We start from the raw sequence: 14,684 nt of genomic DNA, 5'->3' as shown, positions 1-14,684 counted from the left end.
TTATTCCTTGGGTATTTTTGAAAAAGGTATAATACCAAAAATCCCCAAAGGAGTCCGTGCGTGAAACTAAGCCTAAGCGATGCCCTTGCGCACATTGCTTCTTGCATCACCCCACTACAAACCGCCGAAACCGTGCCACTCATGAAAGCCTTTGGGCGCATCAGTGCTGAGCCTGTACTTGCGCATTTTTCCGTGCCCCCTTTTCCTATCTCCTTGCGCGATGGCAAGATTGTTCCCTATGGCGCCTTGCCTTTAACCTCTTTTGAAGGGCTTGCCTCCATTTCCACCGGAGGGCGGGTGCCTGAAAACACCGCATGCATCGTGGAAAATGAAGCCTTAAGTACATGCGACCCTGCCTCGATTGTGCCAGAAGACAGTTTCATTAAAGCCCAAGGCGAAGACATCACCAAAGGCGAGTGTCTTGTGCAAAAAGGGCAAAAAATAGGCCCTTTTGACATCACTAATCTTGCCAGCCAAGGGATGCACACCTTGCGTGTCATTAAAGAAGCGCGCATTGCGTATGTGGGCATTGGGGATGAACTTATCGATGTGCAAGAAGCCCCTAAAACTGGTCACATTTATAATTCTAACGCTTACACCATGGCCGCACGTGGTGAAATGATGGGCGCGCGCACGGCTACCATCACCCACACCAGCGATACTCCTGAAGCTATTTTAGCTACCCTTGGTGCATTACATAATGTGGATGCCATTATTACAAGCGGCGGGATGAGCGCCCAAGACGCCATGCATTCTTTGTTAGATTCTGGCCCTTTGCGCACCCTTTTTAAAGGGGTTGCCATGGCGCCCGCGGGGTTAACGGCATTGAGTTTTTTGGACACAACACCCGTTGTGCACCTTCCTGGCCTTCCTATGTCTTCTTTGCTGGGTTTTGAGGTGATTGGCGCAGCGCTGATTCGCCAACTGTATGGCATGGACGAAGCCCAAGGGCTCATTACTACGATTACCGCAAGCTCCATTAAAGCCCATCCGTATTCTCAAAGTATCGTGCCGGGCTTTTTTGATGGAAGGGCGTTTCATCCCAAGCAGATTGCTGCGGGGATGATTAACGTGCTCAACCACTGCAATGGGTTTATCCTAACGGAGACAAACCGCCCCCTAAATACAGGTGAGGGCGTAACATTTCGGTCGTTTTTGGCGTGGAGCTAAAGGTGTTTGCGTAAGGTTTTGTTTTGTAGTTTAATGGCAAAGAGGTAAAAAAATGGGGTGTCTAAAAGGGCTAAGGCAACCTTGACTAAATAGTCTCCGATGATGAGTTTCACAAGCATAGAAGTGGGCATCGTGCCCCCAAACGCCAAAGTAAAAAACAGCGCCGTGTCAAACAGTTGGGATGTTAAGGTGCTGCCGTTGTTGCGCAACCACCACAGTTTTTCAAATTTTTTCTTAAGAGCATGGAAAATAACCACATCAAATTGTTGAATGAGTAAAAAGGTCACGATGGACGCAAAAGCGATTCTTCCATCAGCTACGAGCAAGGTAGGCACGATGGCAAGCACCACCCCAACACGCACCACTTTAAGGGTTTCTTGTTTGGTGTAGCGTTCTGAAAGAATATCGGACATCAAAAACGTAAAAGGGTATAACAATGCCCCGTACGTAATCCATTCATTGATAGCAAATTGTACCGTGTAATTAGCCAAAGCAATGAGCAGGGCAAAAACCGCCCCGTACATGTACGTCTGTTTTAAGCTCATCTCTACCCTTTAGACACCACGGAAGAATCAATCTCAATCACCGTGTGCACGTTACCACGGGGGTTAAAATCGGCCACGACTTTGAGCCATTTTGGCGCAAGTTTGGTCATTAGCACGTCGTAGATTTCATTGGCACTGTCTTCGTGGCTGATGGAGCGGGTCATGAAGCTATTGATGTAAAGCTTGATGGCTTTGAGTTCTACTACTAACGCATCGGGAATGTATTCGAGCTTAATGGTTGCAAAATCAGGATACCCACTGCGCGGACACAAACAGCAAAATTCGGGCAAGGTGATGTGAATCACATAATTTTTTTGGTGCTTATTGGGCCACACTTCCAAATCTTTTTCCACATCAAAAGTGGTAATAATTTTCTCTCCGTATTTCACGTCTTTCCTTCTTTTTAGATACGCCTTTGAAGCAAAGCTCCAAAGACTACGCTAACGCTGAGTTCTGCTCGGCGCAGGGCCCGCGCACCCTTGGTGCTTTTTTGTCTTATACACTATAGTTGCGAAGATGTCTAATGCGCCATTTTTGGTAAAAAAGCGCGCATTATAGCACACTAGCCTCCCGTTTGGTAAAAGGCGCGGTCACTGCTTTGGTTTTCTTGGTCTTCGCTCCAGCGGTTTTTTTCAGGTTTATTCGCAAGCACCGTGCGCAGTACTTCTGCGGCGCCTGCCACATCACCCTTGCGTACCGCGTCTTTAATGCTCATGGCTTCATCAAAATACAAACACGGAATGAGCATTCCCTCTGCGGTCAAACGAATGCGGTTACAGGTTTCGCAAAAATCGTGCTTGTGCGGGTCGATGATGCCAAAGACGTACCCGTCTTCTAGGCGGTAGAGTTGTGCGGGGCTAGCACCCTGACGTCCCATCTCTTCAAAGGCATATTTGGTGCCAATAATGGCTTTTATCTCCTCAGACTTAAGGCCCTTAAGGTCAGGATTGGCATGGTGGTTTTCCATGTACTCGATAAACCGAATGGGCATATTGCGGGCTTTAGCGTATTCCATAATGTCAAGCAGTTCTGTGTCATTAATACCCCGCATAGGCACGGTATTAATCTTTACATGTATACCTGCCAAACGGGCAGCTTCAATGCCTCCAAGAACGCGTCCAAGGACCTCTTTTTGAGCCACTTGTTTTGCCACTTCAGGCTTCAGTGAATCCAGTGAAATATTCACCCGCTTTAATCCCGCATCATAAAGCTTTTGGGCTACGTCTGCGAGTAAAAAACCGTTGGTTGTCAGTGCAATGTCTAGGCCACTTTTATAAGCATTAATCATCCCAATAAACTCGTCCAGTCCGTGGCGCAAAAGCGGTTCACCGCCCGTGATGCGAATTTTTTTAATCCCCTCATCAATCGCCACTTTGATAAACAAAAACAGTTCTTCAAAACTCAATAACTTCTCTTTGGGCACCCAAGAAAATGGCTTCTCTGGCATGCAATATTGACACCGAAAATTGCACCGTTCCGTAACAGAGACCCTTAAATAGCTTACTTCTCTTCCATGACCATCAATTAACATACTCCACCTTTGTTCTCTTTTTCAAAAGCTTAGCGCAATTTTTTTGCATTATACCTAAGATTTTTGCCATTAGGCCTGGAGTAAAGCACCTTTTAATCCTGCCAAAGCTACAATTGACTGTTTATATTTATATTTTTATCAAAGGAATAATTTTATCATGAAACGTCCTACTCCAACCAGCACGGAGCGACAAGTCAGGGATGACGCCTTCTTGGTTTCCAAGACCGACACCCATGGTCGCATCACCTATTGTAATCTCCCCTTTATTGAAATTGTTGGCGCCACCGAACAAGAAATACTCGGCAAGCCCCACAGCATTGTCAGACATCCTGACATGCCTCGTTATATCTTCAAACTACTCTGGGAACGCATCAAAAACAAAGAGGAAATTTTTGCCTATGTGAAAAACATGAGCTTTGATGGGTCCTATTATTGGGTTTTTGCCAATGTGACGGCTTCTCTTGATCGCAATGGCACTACTGTTGGGTACTACTCCGTGCGCCGAAAACCCAACCCAAAAGCACTGCAAGCCATTATCCCGCTTTATCAGGAGCTCCTTGCTAAAGAAAAAAGCGGTGGTATTGAAGCTGCAGAAGCCCACATGAAACAATTACTTAACACAAAAGGAGTGAGCTATGACCAGCTTGTTAATGCGCTTCAACGATCCTAAACTCCTTGGTGTTTTGGCTCTTGTTTTTGGGTTTAGCACCTTAGGGGGCGACGCTCTTCTTGGAGGAACCTTAGCCCTTGGTCTTTTTGCAGGAGGGTTTTTTGGTTCGACCAAAAAAATGGAAGTAGACGCGGATATTTATGAAAAAATACTTGCTGTCACCCAAGAAGCCGCCAATGGCAATCTCGAACCTCGTATCGTAGATATTGACCCAAAAAAGCCTCTAGGTAAGGTGGCGTGGGCTATCAACGATCTTCTTGATCAAGTCGAAGCTCTCCAGCGTGAAGCCAACACTTCCGTTAAAGCGGCCAGCGAAGGCAAGGCGTACCGTAATCTTTTTAACGAAGGGTTTCGTGGCCTTTTTGCCAACAATGCCAAAGCTTTCACTAAAGGTGTTGAAGGTATTCATGCAGGACAAAAAGGAAAAGTGCGCGGTGTGCTTTCAGAAAAATTCGGACAATTGGGCAACGGAAATGCAGGCATTGAAAATGTGCAGGCAGATTTGACCTACAGCATCGAAGAGATGGCTCGCATCACCGAAACAGCAACGGACACCGCAAGAAGATCCAACGAGAGCCTCTCTACGGTCAACGCGCTAGCTAGTGATGTGCAAGAGCTCACACAACTCATTGCGCGCACCGATGAAGCCATCAAGAGCCTTAGTGAACGCACTGCCGAAATCTCTTCCGTGGTGAGCCTCATTAAAGACATTGCTGACCAAACAAACCTTTTAGCCCTCAATGCCGCCATCGAAGCCGCACGCGCAGGTGAACACGGACGCGGATTTGCCGTTGTAGCTGATGAAGTGCGCAAATTGGCTGAGCGCACCCAAAAAGCGACCCAAGAAATCTCCATCACCATCCAAACCTTGCAACAAGAAACCAATGAAATCAATGCCAACTCTGACCGCATTAACGGCATTGCCGAAACAGCAGGAACAAATGTTGTGAAGTTTGAGGAAACATTAAATAATTTCAACGTCAATGCCAACCACACGGCCGCCATCTCTTACAGTATGGAAAACAAAACCTTTACCATTCTTGCAAAACTTGATCATATTGTTTACAAAATTAATGCATACAATTGCGTCATTAATGAACGGTGCGATAAAGAACAAATCGAAGCAACTGCATGTCGCTTTGCAAAATGGTATACAAACACAGGAAAAGAGCGCTTTGAGGAAACCAGAGCTTACGGGCTCATCCATGAGCCTCACCTTGCTGTCCACGAATACATTAATCATAACGTCCAAAGTGCTACCAATGGCTATACTATGGACAATATGCACACATTTGTTAACCGCTTTAAGCAAGCCGAGGAGGCGAGTGCTAAACTCTTTGTCTTGCTAGACCAAATGGTGGAAGAGAAGAAAAAAGAGAAACTCTAGCGCTTTTCCAAAAGGCGCTTTGGAGCAAAATACGCCTGCACCTTTGCATCATGGATAAATCCAATGTTGTAAGGGTGCAGGGTTTTAATCAGCGTGTAGCCGTGCGAGGTTGGTAAAAGCTTTTCCACCTCTTTGGCTAAATTTCCAAACAAAATCAACTCTTTATTATCTCCTGAGAGCTCGCTCAAAAGAGCTTGCATGAAAGGCTTAAACATCTTTACATGTAAAGATGTTTCTTCTTTACATGTAAAGATTAATGCCGTATTTAAAAGCAAAATTCCCTCATGTTCAAAGTTTTGGCGCAACGTTTCCATAGTGCCAATCAACCCCTGTTTGTCTACGTTAGAAATCGCTGATTGAGAGAGATTATCGGGCGATAAAAGCCCTTGAGCTAGCAGTTGCATTTTAAGAAAATTGCGCAAACTTGTGGCACGGTTTACTGGTTTTGAAAACCCAGAAGGTGAAAACAACCCCTCCACTGCCCCATCAATAAACGCATACCCAATAGCACTTTCACGCCTAGGATAGGGGTCTTGTCCAAACAAAATAGCTTTAGTGTTAGCCCGCGAAAGAGAGCCAAACGCCGCTAAAAAATCCACAGGAAAGTATCCCTCTTTTTTTTCTAAAAAAGCACGATAATCAGGCGAAAGTGCTCTATACGCTTTTTTGAGGACTGGCTCCCATGAGGAGTGTATCATTTGAGGTAATTCATCTTCAAAATAAACTGCACCTCACCAAGACCAAGTCGCAATTCTTTGGCAATCTCGTGCTCTTTTTTGCCCTCTTTAAATAGGGTAATCACTTGTTTTTCGTTAGAGGTAGCCGAAGGAGCAGCAAAGCGGTTAATCGTTTTAGTGCGTTCCTCTAGAGAACTAAGCCTATCTTGTTGCTCTTCTTGAAAGTTTTGCATGATGTTTTCAATCTCGCGCAAAGAGTTAAGCAGTGGCATCACATTGGTGTTAATCTCTTCTTGTACACGTTTGTGAAAATACTCTTCAAATGCCGCTTCTTTGGCTTTTATCTGTTTATTTTGCTCTAGCATTTCACGACGCAATTGGTGGTTTTGTTGCATTAACTCTTCTACCATGCGTTCAAATTTTGAGAATTTTTGTGCACTTTCACTGTCTTTAAAATAGACCATTAAAAAAATAAGAAGCAACAATGCCCCAATACCCGCATACACTAAAAGGTCAAAATCCATCGCGTTTCGCCTTTATTTGTCGTATCATTATCCGTTCGCGCGCCATAACATAGGCGTTCCAATCGCTCTCATCACCCTCATGCAATCGCACCATTTTAGCCAAATCTTTGCCCTCTGCTTCAAAAAAAAGGGGGAATTCCCGCTTGGGGAATACCGGCATCAAAATCCTACCGTAATAACGCTTTCCCGTTTCCAAAACAGGAACTTCCAGGTGAAAATACTCAAACCCAATTTGGTCAATCTCTGCGTGTTTGGCCAAAGCAAGGTACTGGGTCTGTTCATTGCGCACGTAAGCGCCTAAAGAATCGATTTTTCGGTGAAGCTCCACCATGAGCGTCAGGAGCACTGGGTCACTTTCCCCTGTTTCTCCTCGCGCCTTGGCAATTTTCAACCATTGCCCCACAGGATCTTCATCACTAAAAGAGAGTTTTTCAAACTCTTTGATGTAAAGGGCTTCATCAACAACAGGCTCAAAGGCAATTTTTAAAGGGGCATTAACAAGGCGTGGCATTTTAAGCTCCTAGTCTGTCCAAAAAGACAAAACAAAAAAACAAGATGCCAAGATAGCCATTGAGAGTAAAAAAGGCGCGATCGATTTTACTAAAATCCCGCGCCACAATGCGGTGTTCTTGAGCCAAAATAGCCGCGCACGCAATCACACCCAACCACCCAAGCACCCCAAGCCCAACAGCCCACCCAAAAAGCGCCCAAAACAGCACCGCTAGTGTGTGAAATAATTTAGAGATAAAAAAAGTAGCCTCTTTGCCAAAATGAGAAGGGATGGAGTGAAGCTTGTTTGCCTTGTCGTACTCCATGTCTTGCAACGCATAAAGTAAATCAAATCCCGCCACCCAAAACACAACCCCTAAAGAGAGCAATCCTGCCCACAAGGGAATATACTCACTGACCGCCACCACTCCCGCAATAGGCGCAAGACCCAAGGAAAGCCCCAGTACCAAATGCGCCAAAGGGCTAAAGCGTTTAAAGAGTGAATACCCGCCAAGGACACACAAAATAGGAACACTGAGATAAAAAGCCAAAGGATTAATCAACCACGCACTCAACACAAAAATCCCTCCATTAAAGGCAATGAAAAGCTGCATATTGCGCACACCAATGCGTCCATCCACACTGGGGCGCGAAGCAGTGCGCGGGTTGCCTTTGTCGATGTCACGGTCTGCGTAGCGGTTAAATCCCATGGCAAAATTACGCGCGCTCACGGCAGCTATGAGCCCAAAAAAGAGAAGTTTCCAACCAAACCACACCGACCCATTTTGCACATGACTTGCCACAATCATTGCTACAAAAATAAAAGGAAGTGCAAACACTGAATGCTTGAACATAATAAGCTCATTAATATCTTTAAGCACCCTCATAAAACGTTCCACATCACTCCTTTGAAAATTAATAAACCTTGATTCTACCCGATTGCGCATTAGACAAAGATTATCGCTTTACATGTAAAGAATCTATACATGTAACTTATTTTGGAAATAGGTGTCAACATCAAAAAAAAGCTCGCCACGCACATCTCGAAAAGCAAGGTGTTTTCGTGAAAGCTTTGAGATGTGCGCTTCACCCGTTACGGCCAAAATCGTTCGAAGCCCTTGAAGGAGTTGCCTATGGTAGTTAGCAATGTGGTGAGATTTTTGCAACACCAAATAAGAAAGACGTTTTTTTCTGTCTTGTGTTGCCATACCCACGGGGCATTTTTTACCCTCTGCACCCGAACAATGGCGCGCACGAATGCATCCGCCACTCATCATAAATCCCCTAGCAATCCCCACCATGTCTGCCCCCATACAAAGGGCAATTGCCACATCATCTGGGGTGAGGATTTTTCCACTGCCAATGATTTTTATCTTGTCGCGAAGTTGGTGCATACGCAAATAAAAATCCAACAAATACAAAGAATTAATAAGGCTCAACCCCACGCTCTCCATAAGCTCCAAAGGAGCGGTAGCGCTTCCGCCGTCTCCTCCGTCTACGGTGATAAAATCGGGAATAGCACCACCTGCACCTTTGCGCCCTTTAATGGCCACCATCAAATCATCCAGTTGCTCCACATCAGAGATAACAATCTTAATTCCCACAGGCTTTTTTGAAATCTCTTTAAGTGTTGCAACAAAACCCAAAAGTTCCTCCAGAGTGTTGGCATAAGGAAAACGGTTTGGGCTCATCAAGTCTTTCCCTGCTTCCACACCACGGTAGTAGGCGACATCATCTGTGACTTTTTCACTTATGATTTTTCCACCCGTTTGTTTTGCCCCTTGGGCAATTTTTACTTCCGTCATCTTGCAAAAGCGCATCACTTTTTCGTAGCGCTGGGGGTCAAAACTGTGGTCTTCTTTGCGCACGCCGTACAACCCTGAGCCAATTTGCAACACAATATCAGGAATGTCTTCGGGAACTGTTTTAGGAAACACCTCCAAAGGAGCGCTCCAATTAATGCGGTACAACAAAAGCGAATCAGTATCAAGAATAAAGCTATCTTTGGCTTTTGTTCCTGCAAGGGCAAGCTTTCGGTATAAACGTGAAGCAATCGCCCCGTTAAAGAGTTTTTTAACAAGACGGTAAAGCCCTTTTTGAAGGGCGGTGCCTTCCAGACTTTCAAGGTAGGCTAAACGCTCACTGGTGGGACGATGGGTAAAAAAATAATTAGACGTCAAACCACCCTCGCCTGTATTAACGGGAAATTTTCCCTTTAAAGCACCCATCGCAAAAGAGCGGGTTGCTTCAGGGCTAAGAGCACCATCACTCATGGCTGATCGCACAATGACTGAAGGGCTCACGTAGGGTATCTGACACTCCTTCCCAAAGGTTTGCGAAAAATCTTCACTCACTTCTTCGGTGTTTAATACCCTGTTAGCATTTTTGATAATAAACCGACTCCCGCTAAAAGGTTGTGCGACTGAGAAGGAGAGAAAAAGGTTTCTATCCTTAGCGGCTTTATAAACCCATTCGACCTTATCCCGCGACTCATAAAAGGTCTCTTCAGCAAAATACTGACGCAAAGGTTCTCTGAGTAATTCAAACACGTACCGCATGCGCGCCAAAACTGGGTAATTAATCAACAAAGACGACTTGCGTTGAACATATTTGTCATAAATAAACAACTGAACGAGCCCAAACACAATAACCAGTAACGCAATCTGCCACCACACCATTACCCACTCCTTGCCCCAAATATGTCACGAAATAGTAGCATTTTTTAGGGTTTTTAGGGTACGTAAAAGCTGTTTTGAGAAAGCTTGGTATAATTCCTTTACATGTAAAGCCGAAAAGGAACATTATGGGCCAATCAGTTGTCATTATTGGTGGTGGAATCGCAGCGCTCACAAGTGCGTATACACTGGCAAACAAGGGGCACCGTGTCACCATCATCAACCAAACAGACACCAACAGTGCTCCCTCTTTTGGAAATGCAGGATTGCTTTCTGCCTTTGAAAAAGCTCCTTTGGCCGCGCCTGGCGTCATCACAAAGACCCTCAAATTGATGCTTCAAGGTAAAAGCCCCATCGTACTACGCCCCAATCTTGACCCGCATTTTTACCGCTGGCTCGTGCGCTTTATGGCCAGCACTACCCGCGCACGCCTAAAAAAAACGTTAATTTTATTTGAACGCTACGGCGAACAAAGTATCCAAGCTTACCATCGTCTCACCCAAGAAGAGGGCCTTGATTTTGACTTTCACCACGATGGCGTCATGCTTGTCTTCACTGAGGCTGAAAGCTACCGTGAAAAACTTCGCCATGCTACAGATTCTAGTAAATATGAAGTATTGGATTATGCTTCTGCCAAAGAGCGGCTAGGCTTTGTTGCACCCAATATCGAAGGAGTGATTCATCTCAAACGTAACGGACGCCTTGATCCAGGGCGCCTCATGGAGCAACTCAAAGCCTTATTAGTACGCAAAGGCGTCTGCTTTGTTTCAGGCGAGGAGATTGTAGATTTTGACGTTGGCCCAAAACAGATTAAAAGCGCACGTAGCAAAACACGCACTTATGAAGCAGATACTTTTATTCTGGCTTCGGGACATCACACCGCTCTTGCAGCCAAGCTTGGCACCCCTTTAATGCTCATTCCCGCCAAAGGCTACAACATCACCTTTGAGATGGAAGAGAGCATTAAACCTAAACAATGTGTCATGTTTAATGACCTTTTCATCATCGCCACGCCACGCCAACATGACATGCGCCTCACCTCCAAGCTAGAAATTGGAACATCAAATCCTGACATTAACATGAAACGTGTGCAAAGTATTCTTGCCAACCTTAAAACACATACCGTGAAATTTGAACTTCAAAACCCCCGCTACTGGGCAGGGTTTCGCCCCCTTACGCCAAATGATATGCCTCTTATTGGACGCGATAGCACGTACCGCAATATGGTCTATGGGATGGGGTATGGATGGCTTGGCATGACGTTTGGACCTGCCCTTGGAGAGATTATCGGGCGATTAATTGATGAGGATTTAGAAAACCATCAAAGCGATGACGTGCTTTTGTTTTCTGGATTTTACCAAGGTTGTTTGTGAAACAAGTGGCTATTTTGGGGCCTACAGCCTCAGGTAAAACAGCGTTAGCGTTAGCGTTAGCTAACCACTACAAGGGTGTTATTTTATCAGTAGACTCTTTGGCTCTTTATAAAGAAATTGACATTGCCTCTGCCAAACCCACACCACAAGAACGGGGCAATGTGCCCCATTTTGGCATCGATGTCATCACGCCCGATACCCCCTTTAATGTGACACTCTTTTTTGAGCTTTACTGCCAAGCAAAAGCTTTTGCCCTAGCACACCATAGCCCCCTTATTTTAGTAGGAGGAACAAGCTTTTACCTCAAAGCAATGCTAGAGGGAATGAGCGAAAAGCCACCCATTTCGCCCTCTGTGAAAGCCCGTGTTCATGCTGAGCTTGAAGATATTGCCGCGGTGCAAACCCTCGCCCAGAGCCTTGACCCTGCATTTGCAGCCCGCACTGAAAAATTTGACCGTTACCGTCTGGAAAAATGGCTAGAGCTGTACTATGCTACAGGGGAGGTTCCTACCGTTTTTCAGGCCCGTACCCGCAAACCACCCCTAATAGAACATTTGCCTTTATTTGAAGTAGAAATGGATAAAGAAATACTCAAAGAGCGCATTAAACAACGCACAAGTGCCATGTTGGATCAAGGCTTAGTAGAAGAAGTGCGTACCCTTGAAAAACGCTACGGTAGAACACCTGCTTGCATGAAGGCCATTGGAATTAAGGAAGTGTTGGTTTATTTGGATGGGGATTGCAGCCATGAATCCATGCAAGAGGCGATTAGCATTCACACCACGCAGCTAGCAAAACGCCAACGCACTTTCAACAAAACGCAATTCAAACAAGAGATTATTAAAAATTCTGCTGATGCACTTTTTGAGCAAATAGCCCTTTACATGTAAAGGGCTAGATGTTGTCCTCACGTCGTAGAATCTCCAAAACAGATTGAGAATAAAGTGCGGGGTCGATGGTAAATTGAGAGTGCCAGCGATTGCGGTCAGGATCTTTCCATTCTAAAAAGTCTAACATTTCGTTTTCTCCACCAGTAGCCACACGGAGTTTTGGTTTTTTGTCAACGGTTTTTACGGTTGTTGGACCAAGTTTTCGCAAGTCTGAAATCTCTTGGGCCCTCACTTTACTAATGCTTAAAATCATTTCGCGCAAACCCCTACTGGTTCCTCTTACGATATACATCTTCATTGGCAACTCCTTTGCTTTAACTTTCACGCGTTACATTGTAGCAAATTTTCCTAAGGAATGAGTTCCAAATGCTGTTGGCACACACTCTTCCAAGAGCTCTCTTCTGAAGCATCGGCACATTGACTAAAATACGCCTTTGCCTCTTGAATTTTTCCGAGTTTTGAACTTATCTCTCCTGCATAATATTGCGCACGAATTCTCTCGCTAGGAGATTGAACGCGCGAAATTAAAGCAACTGCTACCTCAAGGGCTTCCTCTGGTTTTTCTAAGCGCTGAAGAACTTGAATGGTTTCGTATTCAAGTTCAGGAGTAAACAAAAAGAGTTCGGAACGCTCCTGCAGAGCAAGGGCTTCTTTGGCATATAATTCTAGCAACAAGTCGTTACCTTGTGTTTTTGCATACCGCATCACTTCCCTGTACACTTCCACACTTTTATAAACCTCTGAAAGGGTTCGCATAATCTCTTGGGCCACACCCAGTGCGCGCTCATGCTCCCCAAGACGCGTCAGGGCAAAAAACTTTTCGTACAATACTTCATTTGCTTTTGGTACTTTTACTAAAACACCAAGTTCCATAATATCATCGCTCATTCCCACCACATCAGCCCATTTTCCCGCTTCAAACAAAGCTTTATTAAGGCGTATCATCCACGCCAGACGTTCACGTAAATCCCGTACTAGCGTGTGGGTTTTTGCCTCTGCTGCTGCTGCGTCAAAACGAGAAAGACGCATTAAACATTCAAAGAGCTTTTCTCTATTTGCTAGCTCCTCGCCCACACCATACCGCTCAACCAACAACACGGCCCCTTGGCATTGGTCTTCCTCCAACAACACTGTTGCCTGATCAAAGGCAGCCAAGGTTAGTATTTGGTTAGCTTCCGTCGCCAAGCTTGGTTCCGCAACAGCGCGCAACGCGTCATCAAGGGCTAACACTTGGGCATAGCGCGCCTCTTGGTGAAAAAGTTTTGCTTTTTCAACCAATGCTTTTTGAGAAATTTCGTTATCGTAGCGCGCCATGAGGGTTTCATAGTATTGCGTTAGTTTTGTCGTGTTTGTTTCGGCAAGTTCAAAAAAGAGGCGATCTAATCCTTCTTGAACTTGCCCGCCAAACTCTCCTTCAGAAAATTGACTTTGGTACCGCGTAAGATACAAATGCCCCTTGGTCACTTCTCCTGATTCTGCATACCACAATCCCGTGTCTTTTAAAAGCACTTCGTAAAGAGGATGGGTGCGTGTCTTGTTGGCAAGGAGAGATTCTGAAATTTGTGCTGCAATACCAGGAAGGCGATTGAGTGCTAATTTTTCCGCCAAAGCATAAGCATTTTCTTCATCTTTTAATAAAAATTCTGCGTTGGCGTTTAGGATTTTTACAAGGTACTCTTTGGCTTCATTAACCTTACCCAAATCAATACTGTTTTGCGCCAAGCGAATGGCAGCTTCTGATGCCATATCTAAATCTTTAGCAGTGTATAACACATCATTATATAATCTTAGCGCTTCGGCGCGCTTGGTGCCATTATAAAGGGTATCGGCATAGAGCAAAATGGCCCATTTTGTAAAACGGCTTTCGGGATACTCTGTAATCAAAATGTCTAAAAAATAATTAGCGTCACTTGAAAAGCCCATTTTGAGGTAATTTTTAGCTACTAACATCAGTGCTTCTGCCATATTTTCATCGGATGAAAAGTTTTTCATCCACGCCTTTCCTTCTTGAATAACATCATTACGGTCAAGCGCCAAGAGCGAACCCGCATCCTCAGCATCTAACAAATAATCCATAGCGCGAATTTTATATAAAGCAAATTCACTTTTAAAAATAGTTTGAGGATAAAGCATCATGGCTTCTTGGGCTTGTTCTATGACGTTTTCAAAACGCCCCGCCTCATAATCGCGCTTTACATCCAAGTACGCATTAATATCCCTACTTCGTACATACCCAATGGGTGCACCGTTTAAATCAAGTGCACCTACACTTGGCCGTTGAAACTTTGGATATGTTACAGGAAAATTAATGCCCTCCTCCTGTGTTAAGTTCGAAAAAGGGTGTTCTTGGTAAATAAGAATAGCCCAATGCTTCGCTAGAGACGTTGGCGTAAGAGGCACTTCAATGCTCTCATGAAGCACCACGTCCATGTTTCGCATTTGCGAATCAAATGTTGGAGTAATAACAATTTCAAAACTCTCTTCATTTTCTACAAAATCGATTTGTACTAAGGGAGTTTTTTGAGAAGTAATGCGGTTAGTTAAAATTTTATCAAACTGGCAGGTGTATTTTTTTTGGCCCAAAGGAAGGTCTGTGACAAAACATTCAATAGGCGTATCATTCATTACATGTAAAATAGCATAGGGGCGATTGTTCTCTTGCGCACTGTTAAGTACAAGTGTCACCGCATGAAGTGATGAAAAAAAAATAAGGAAAATTAGAAGGTGTTTCATGGGCACCATTATAGCACATG

Annotated in this window: 15 protein-coding genes; 5 read left to right on the top strand and 10 right to left on the bottom strand. The window is 44.7% G+C overall.

Going from position 1 to position 14,684, the window contains the following annotated elements; genetic code table 11:
- Window positions 1–60: 60 nt before the first annotated feature.
- Entirely contained in the window at window positions 61–1,170 is a 1,110-nt protein-coding gene (locus JWV37_RS12900) for a molybdopterin-binding protein (RefSeq protein WP_205458522.1), read from the top strand.
- Here JWV37_RS12900 and JWV37_RS04185 read toward each other — a convergent pair.
- From JWV37_RS04185 to moaA, 3 genes are all read right to left on the bottom strand, one after another.
- Window positions 1,167–1,715, bottom strand: a complete 549-nt coding sequence (locus tag JWV37_RS04185; RefSeq protein ID WP_205458521.1) for a queuosine precursor transporter — start codon at window positions 1,713–1,715, stop codon at window positions 1,167–1,169. The genes JWV37_RS12900 and JWV37_RS04185 overlap by 4 nt on opposite strands.
- 2 nt (window positions 1,716–1,717) lie before the next feature.
- Window positions 1,718–2,104, bottom strand: coding sequence for a preQ(1) synthase (gene queF / locus JWV37_RS04180; RefSeq protein WP_205458520.1), 387 nt, complete (start codon window positions 2,102–2,104; stop codon window positions 1,718–1,720).
- A gap of 173 nt (window positions 2,105–2,277) precedes the next feature.
- On the bottom strand, window positions 2,278–3,246 hold the full coding sequence (gene moaA / locus JWV37_RS04175; protein WP_205458519.1) for a GTP 3',8-cyclase MoaA: 969 nt from the start codon (window positions 3,244–3,246) through the stop codon (window positions 2,278–2,280).
- Window positions 3,247–3,403: 157 nt separating this feature from the next.
- On the opposite strand from moaA, the gene JWV37_RS04170 reads away from it, so the two are divergent.
- The gene (locus tag JWV37_RS04170) at window positions 3,404–3,916 is read left to right on the top strand and encodes a PAS domain-containing protein (RefSeq protein ID WP_205458518.1); all 513 of its coding nucleotides are present in this window, start codon (window positions 3,404–3,406) and stop codon (window positions 3,914–3,916) included.
- A complete protein-coding gene (locus JWV37_RS04165) occupies window positions 3,882–5,303 on the top strand; it encodes a methyl-accepting chemotaxis protein (protein ID WP_205458517.1) in 1,422 nt (473 codons plus the stop codon). Before JWV37_RS04170 ends, JWV37_RS04165 begins: the two co-directional genes overlap by 35 nt.
- Here JWV37_RS04165 and JWV37_RS04160 read toward each other — a convergent pair.
- From JWV37_RS04160 to JWV37_RS04140, 5 genes are all read right to left on the bottom strand, one after another.
- Window positions 5,300–6,001, bottom strand: coding sequence for a uracil-DNA glycosylase family protein (locus JWV37_RS04160; RefSeq protein ID WP_205458516.1), 702 nt, complete (start codon window positions 5,999–6,001; stop codon window positions 5,300–5,302). The genes JWV37_RS04165 and JWV37_RS04160 overlap by 4 nt on opposite strands.
- Window positions 5,998–6,504: a DUF6115 domain-containing protein gene (locus JWV37_RS04155; RefSeq protein ID WP_205458515.1), complete on the bottom strand. Its 507-nt coding sequence runs from the start codon at window positions 6,502–6,504 to the stop codon at window positions 5,998–6,000. Before JWV37_RS04155 ends, JWV37_RS04160 begins: the two co-directional genes overlap by 4 nt.
- Window positions 6,494–7,015, bottom strand: a complete 522-nt coding sequence (locus JWV37_RS04150) for a hypothetical protein (protein WP_205458514.1) — start codon at window positions 7,013–7,015, stop codon at window positions 6,494–6,496. Before JWV37_RS04150 ends, JWV37_RS04155 begins: the two co-directional genes overlap by 11 nt.
- A gap of 1 nt (window position 7,016) precedes the next feature.
- On the bottom strand, window positions 7,017–7,880 hold the full coding sequence (gene mqnP, locus JWV37_RS04145) for a menaquinone biosynthesis prenyltransferase MqnP (RefSeq protein ID WP_371829333.1): 864 nt from the start codon (window positions 7,878–7,880) through the stop codon (window positions 7,017–7,019).
- 93 nt (window positions 7,881–7,973) lie between these two features.
- A complete protein-coding gene (locus JWV37_RS04140) occupies window positions 7,974–9,671 on the bottom strand; it encodes an FMN-binding glutamate synthase family protein (protein ID WP_205458512.1) in 1,698 nt (565 codons plus the stop codon).
- 125 nt (window positions 9,672–9,796) lie between these two features.
- Between JWV37_RS04140 and JWV37_RS04135 the strand changes: the two genes are divergently transcribed.
- Both JWV37_RS04135 and miaA read left to right on the top strand, forming a co-directional pair.
- A complete protein-coding gene (locus JWV37_RS04135; protein WP_205458511.1) occupies window positions 9,797–11,041 on the top strand; it encodes an NAD(P)/FAD-dependent oxidoreductase in 1,245 nt (414 codons plus the stop codon).
- On the top strand, window positions 11,038–11,931 hold the full coding sequence (gene miaA, locus JWV37_RS04130; protein WP_205458510.1) for a tRNA (adenosine(37)-N6)-dimethylallyltransferase MiaA: 894 nt from the start codon (window positions 11,038–11,040) through the stop codon (window positions 11,929–11,931). The genes JWV37_RS04135 and miaA overlap by 4 nt, the downstream gene beginning before the upstream one ends.
- Window positions 11,932–11,935: 4 nt before the next feature.
- Here the strand turns inward: miaA and JWV37_RS04125 are convergent, their stop codons facing one another.
- Window positions 11,936–12,229, bottom strand: coding sequence for a hypothetical protein (locus JWV37_RS04125; protein ID WP_205458509.1), 294 nt, complete (start codon window positions 12,227–12,229; stop codon window positions 11,936–11,938).
- Window positions 12,230–12,279: 50 nt separating this feature from the next.
- Entirely contained in the window at window positions 12,280–14,664 is a 2,385-nt protein-coding gene (locus tag JWV37_RS04120; RefSeq protein WP_205458508.1) for a tetratricopeptide repeat protein, read from the bottom strand.
- Between the last annotated feature and the right edge of the window lie 20 nt (window positions 14,665–14,684).

The organism is Sulfurospirillum tamanense, assembly GCF_016937535.1.
Lineage (GTDB): Bacteria > Campylobacterota > Campylobacteria > Campylobacterales > Campylobacteraceae > Sulfurospirillum_B > Sulfurospirillum_B tamanense.
Note: the sequence above shows the minus strand (reverse complement) of the source record. Positions and strands in the feature narration are given on the sequence as shown.

Excerpts from the sequence above, each read along its gene's own strand:
- JWV37_RS04185 (WP_205458521.1), bottom strand. The coding sequence starts at position 1,715 with ATGAGCTTAAAACAGACGTACATGTACGGGGCGGTTTTTGCCCTGCTC.
- moaA (WP_205458519.1), bottom strand. The coding sequence starts at position 3,246 with ATGTTAATTGATGGTCATGGAAGAGAAGTAAGCTATTTAAGGGTCTCT.
- JWV37_RS04170 (WP_205458518.1), top strand. The coding sequence starts at position 3,404 with ATGAAACGTCCTACTCCAACCAGCACGGAGCGACAAGTCAGGGATGAC.
- JWV37_RS04165 (WP_205458517.1), top strand. The coding sequence starts at position 3,882 with ATGACCAGCTTGTTAATGCGCTTCAACGATCCTAAACTCCTTGGTGTT.
- JWV37_RS04160 (WP_205458516.1), bottom strand. The coding sequence starts at position 6,001 with ATGATACACTCCTCATGGGAGCCAGTCCTCAAAAAAGCGTATAGAGCA.
- JWV37_RS04155 (WP_205458515.1), bottom strand. The coding sequence starts at position 6,504 with ATGGATTTTGACCTTTTAGTGTATGCGGGTATTGGGGCATTGTTGCTT.
- JWV37_RS04150 (WP_205458514.1), bottom strand. The coding sequence starts at position 7,015 with ATGCCACGCCTTGTTAATGCCCCTTTAAAAATTGCCTTTGAGCCTGTT.
- mqnP (WP_371829333.1), bottom strand. The coding sequence starts at position 7,880 with ATGAGGGTGCTTAAAGATATTAATGAGCTTATTATGTTCAAGCATTCA.
- JWV37_RS04140 (WP_205458512.1), bottom strand. The coding sequence starts at position 9,671 with ATGGTGTGGTGGCAGATTGCGTTACTGGTTATTGTGTTTGGGCTCGTT.
- JWV37_RS04135 (WP_205458511.1), top strand. The coding sequence starts at position 9,797 with ATGGGCCAATCAGTTGTCATTATTGGTGGTGGAATCGCAGCGCTCACA.
- JWV37_RS04125 (WP_205458509.1), bottom strand. The coding sequence starts at position 12,229 with ATGAAGATGTATATCGTAAGAGGAACCAGTAGGGGTTTGCGCGAAATG.
- JWV37_RS04120 (WP_205458508.1), bottom strand. The coding sequence starts at position 14,664 with ATGAAACACCTTCTAATTTTCCTTATTTTTTTTTCATCACTTCATGCG.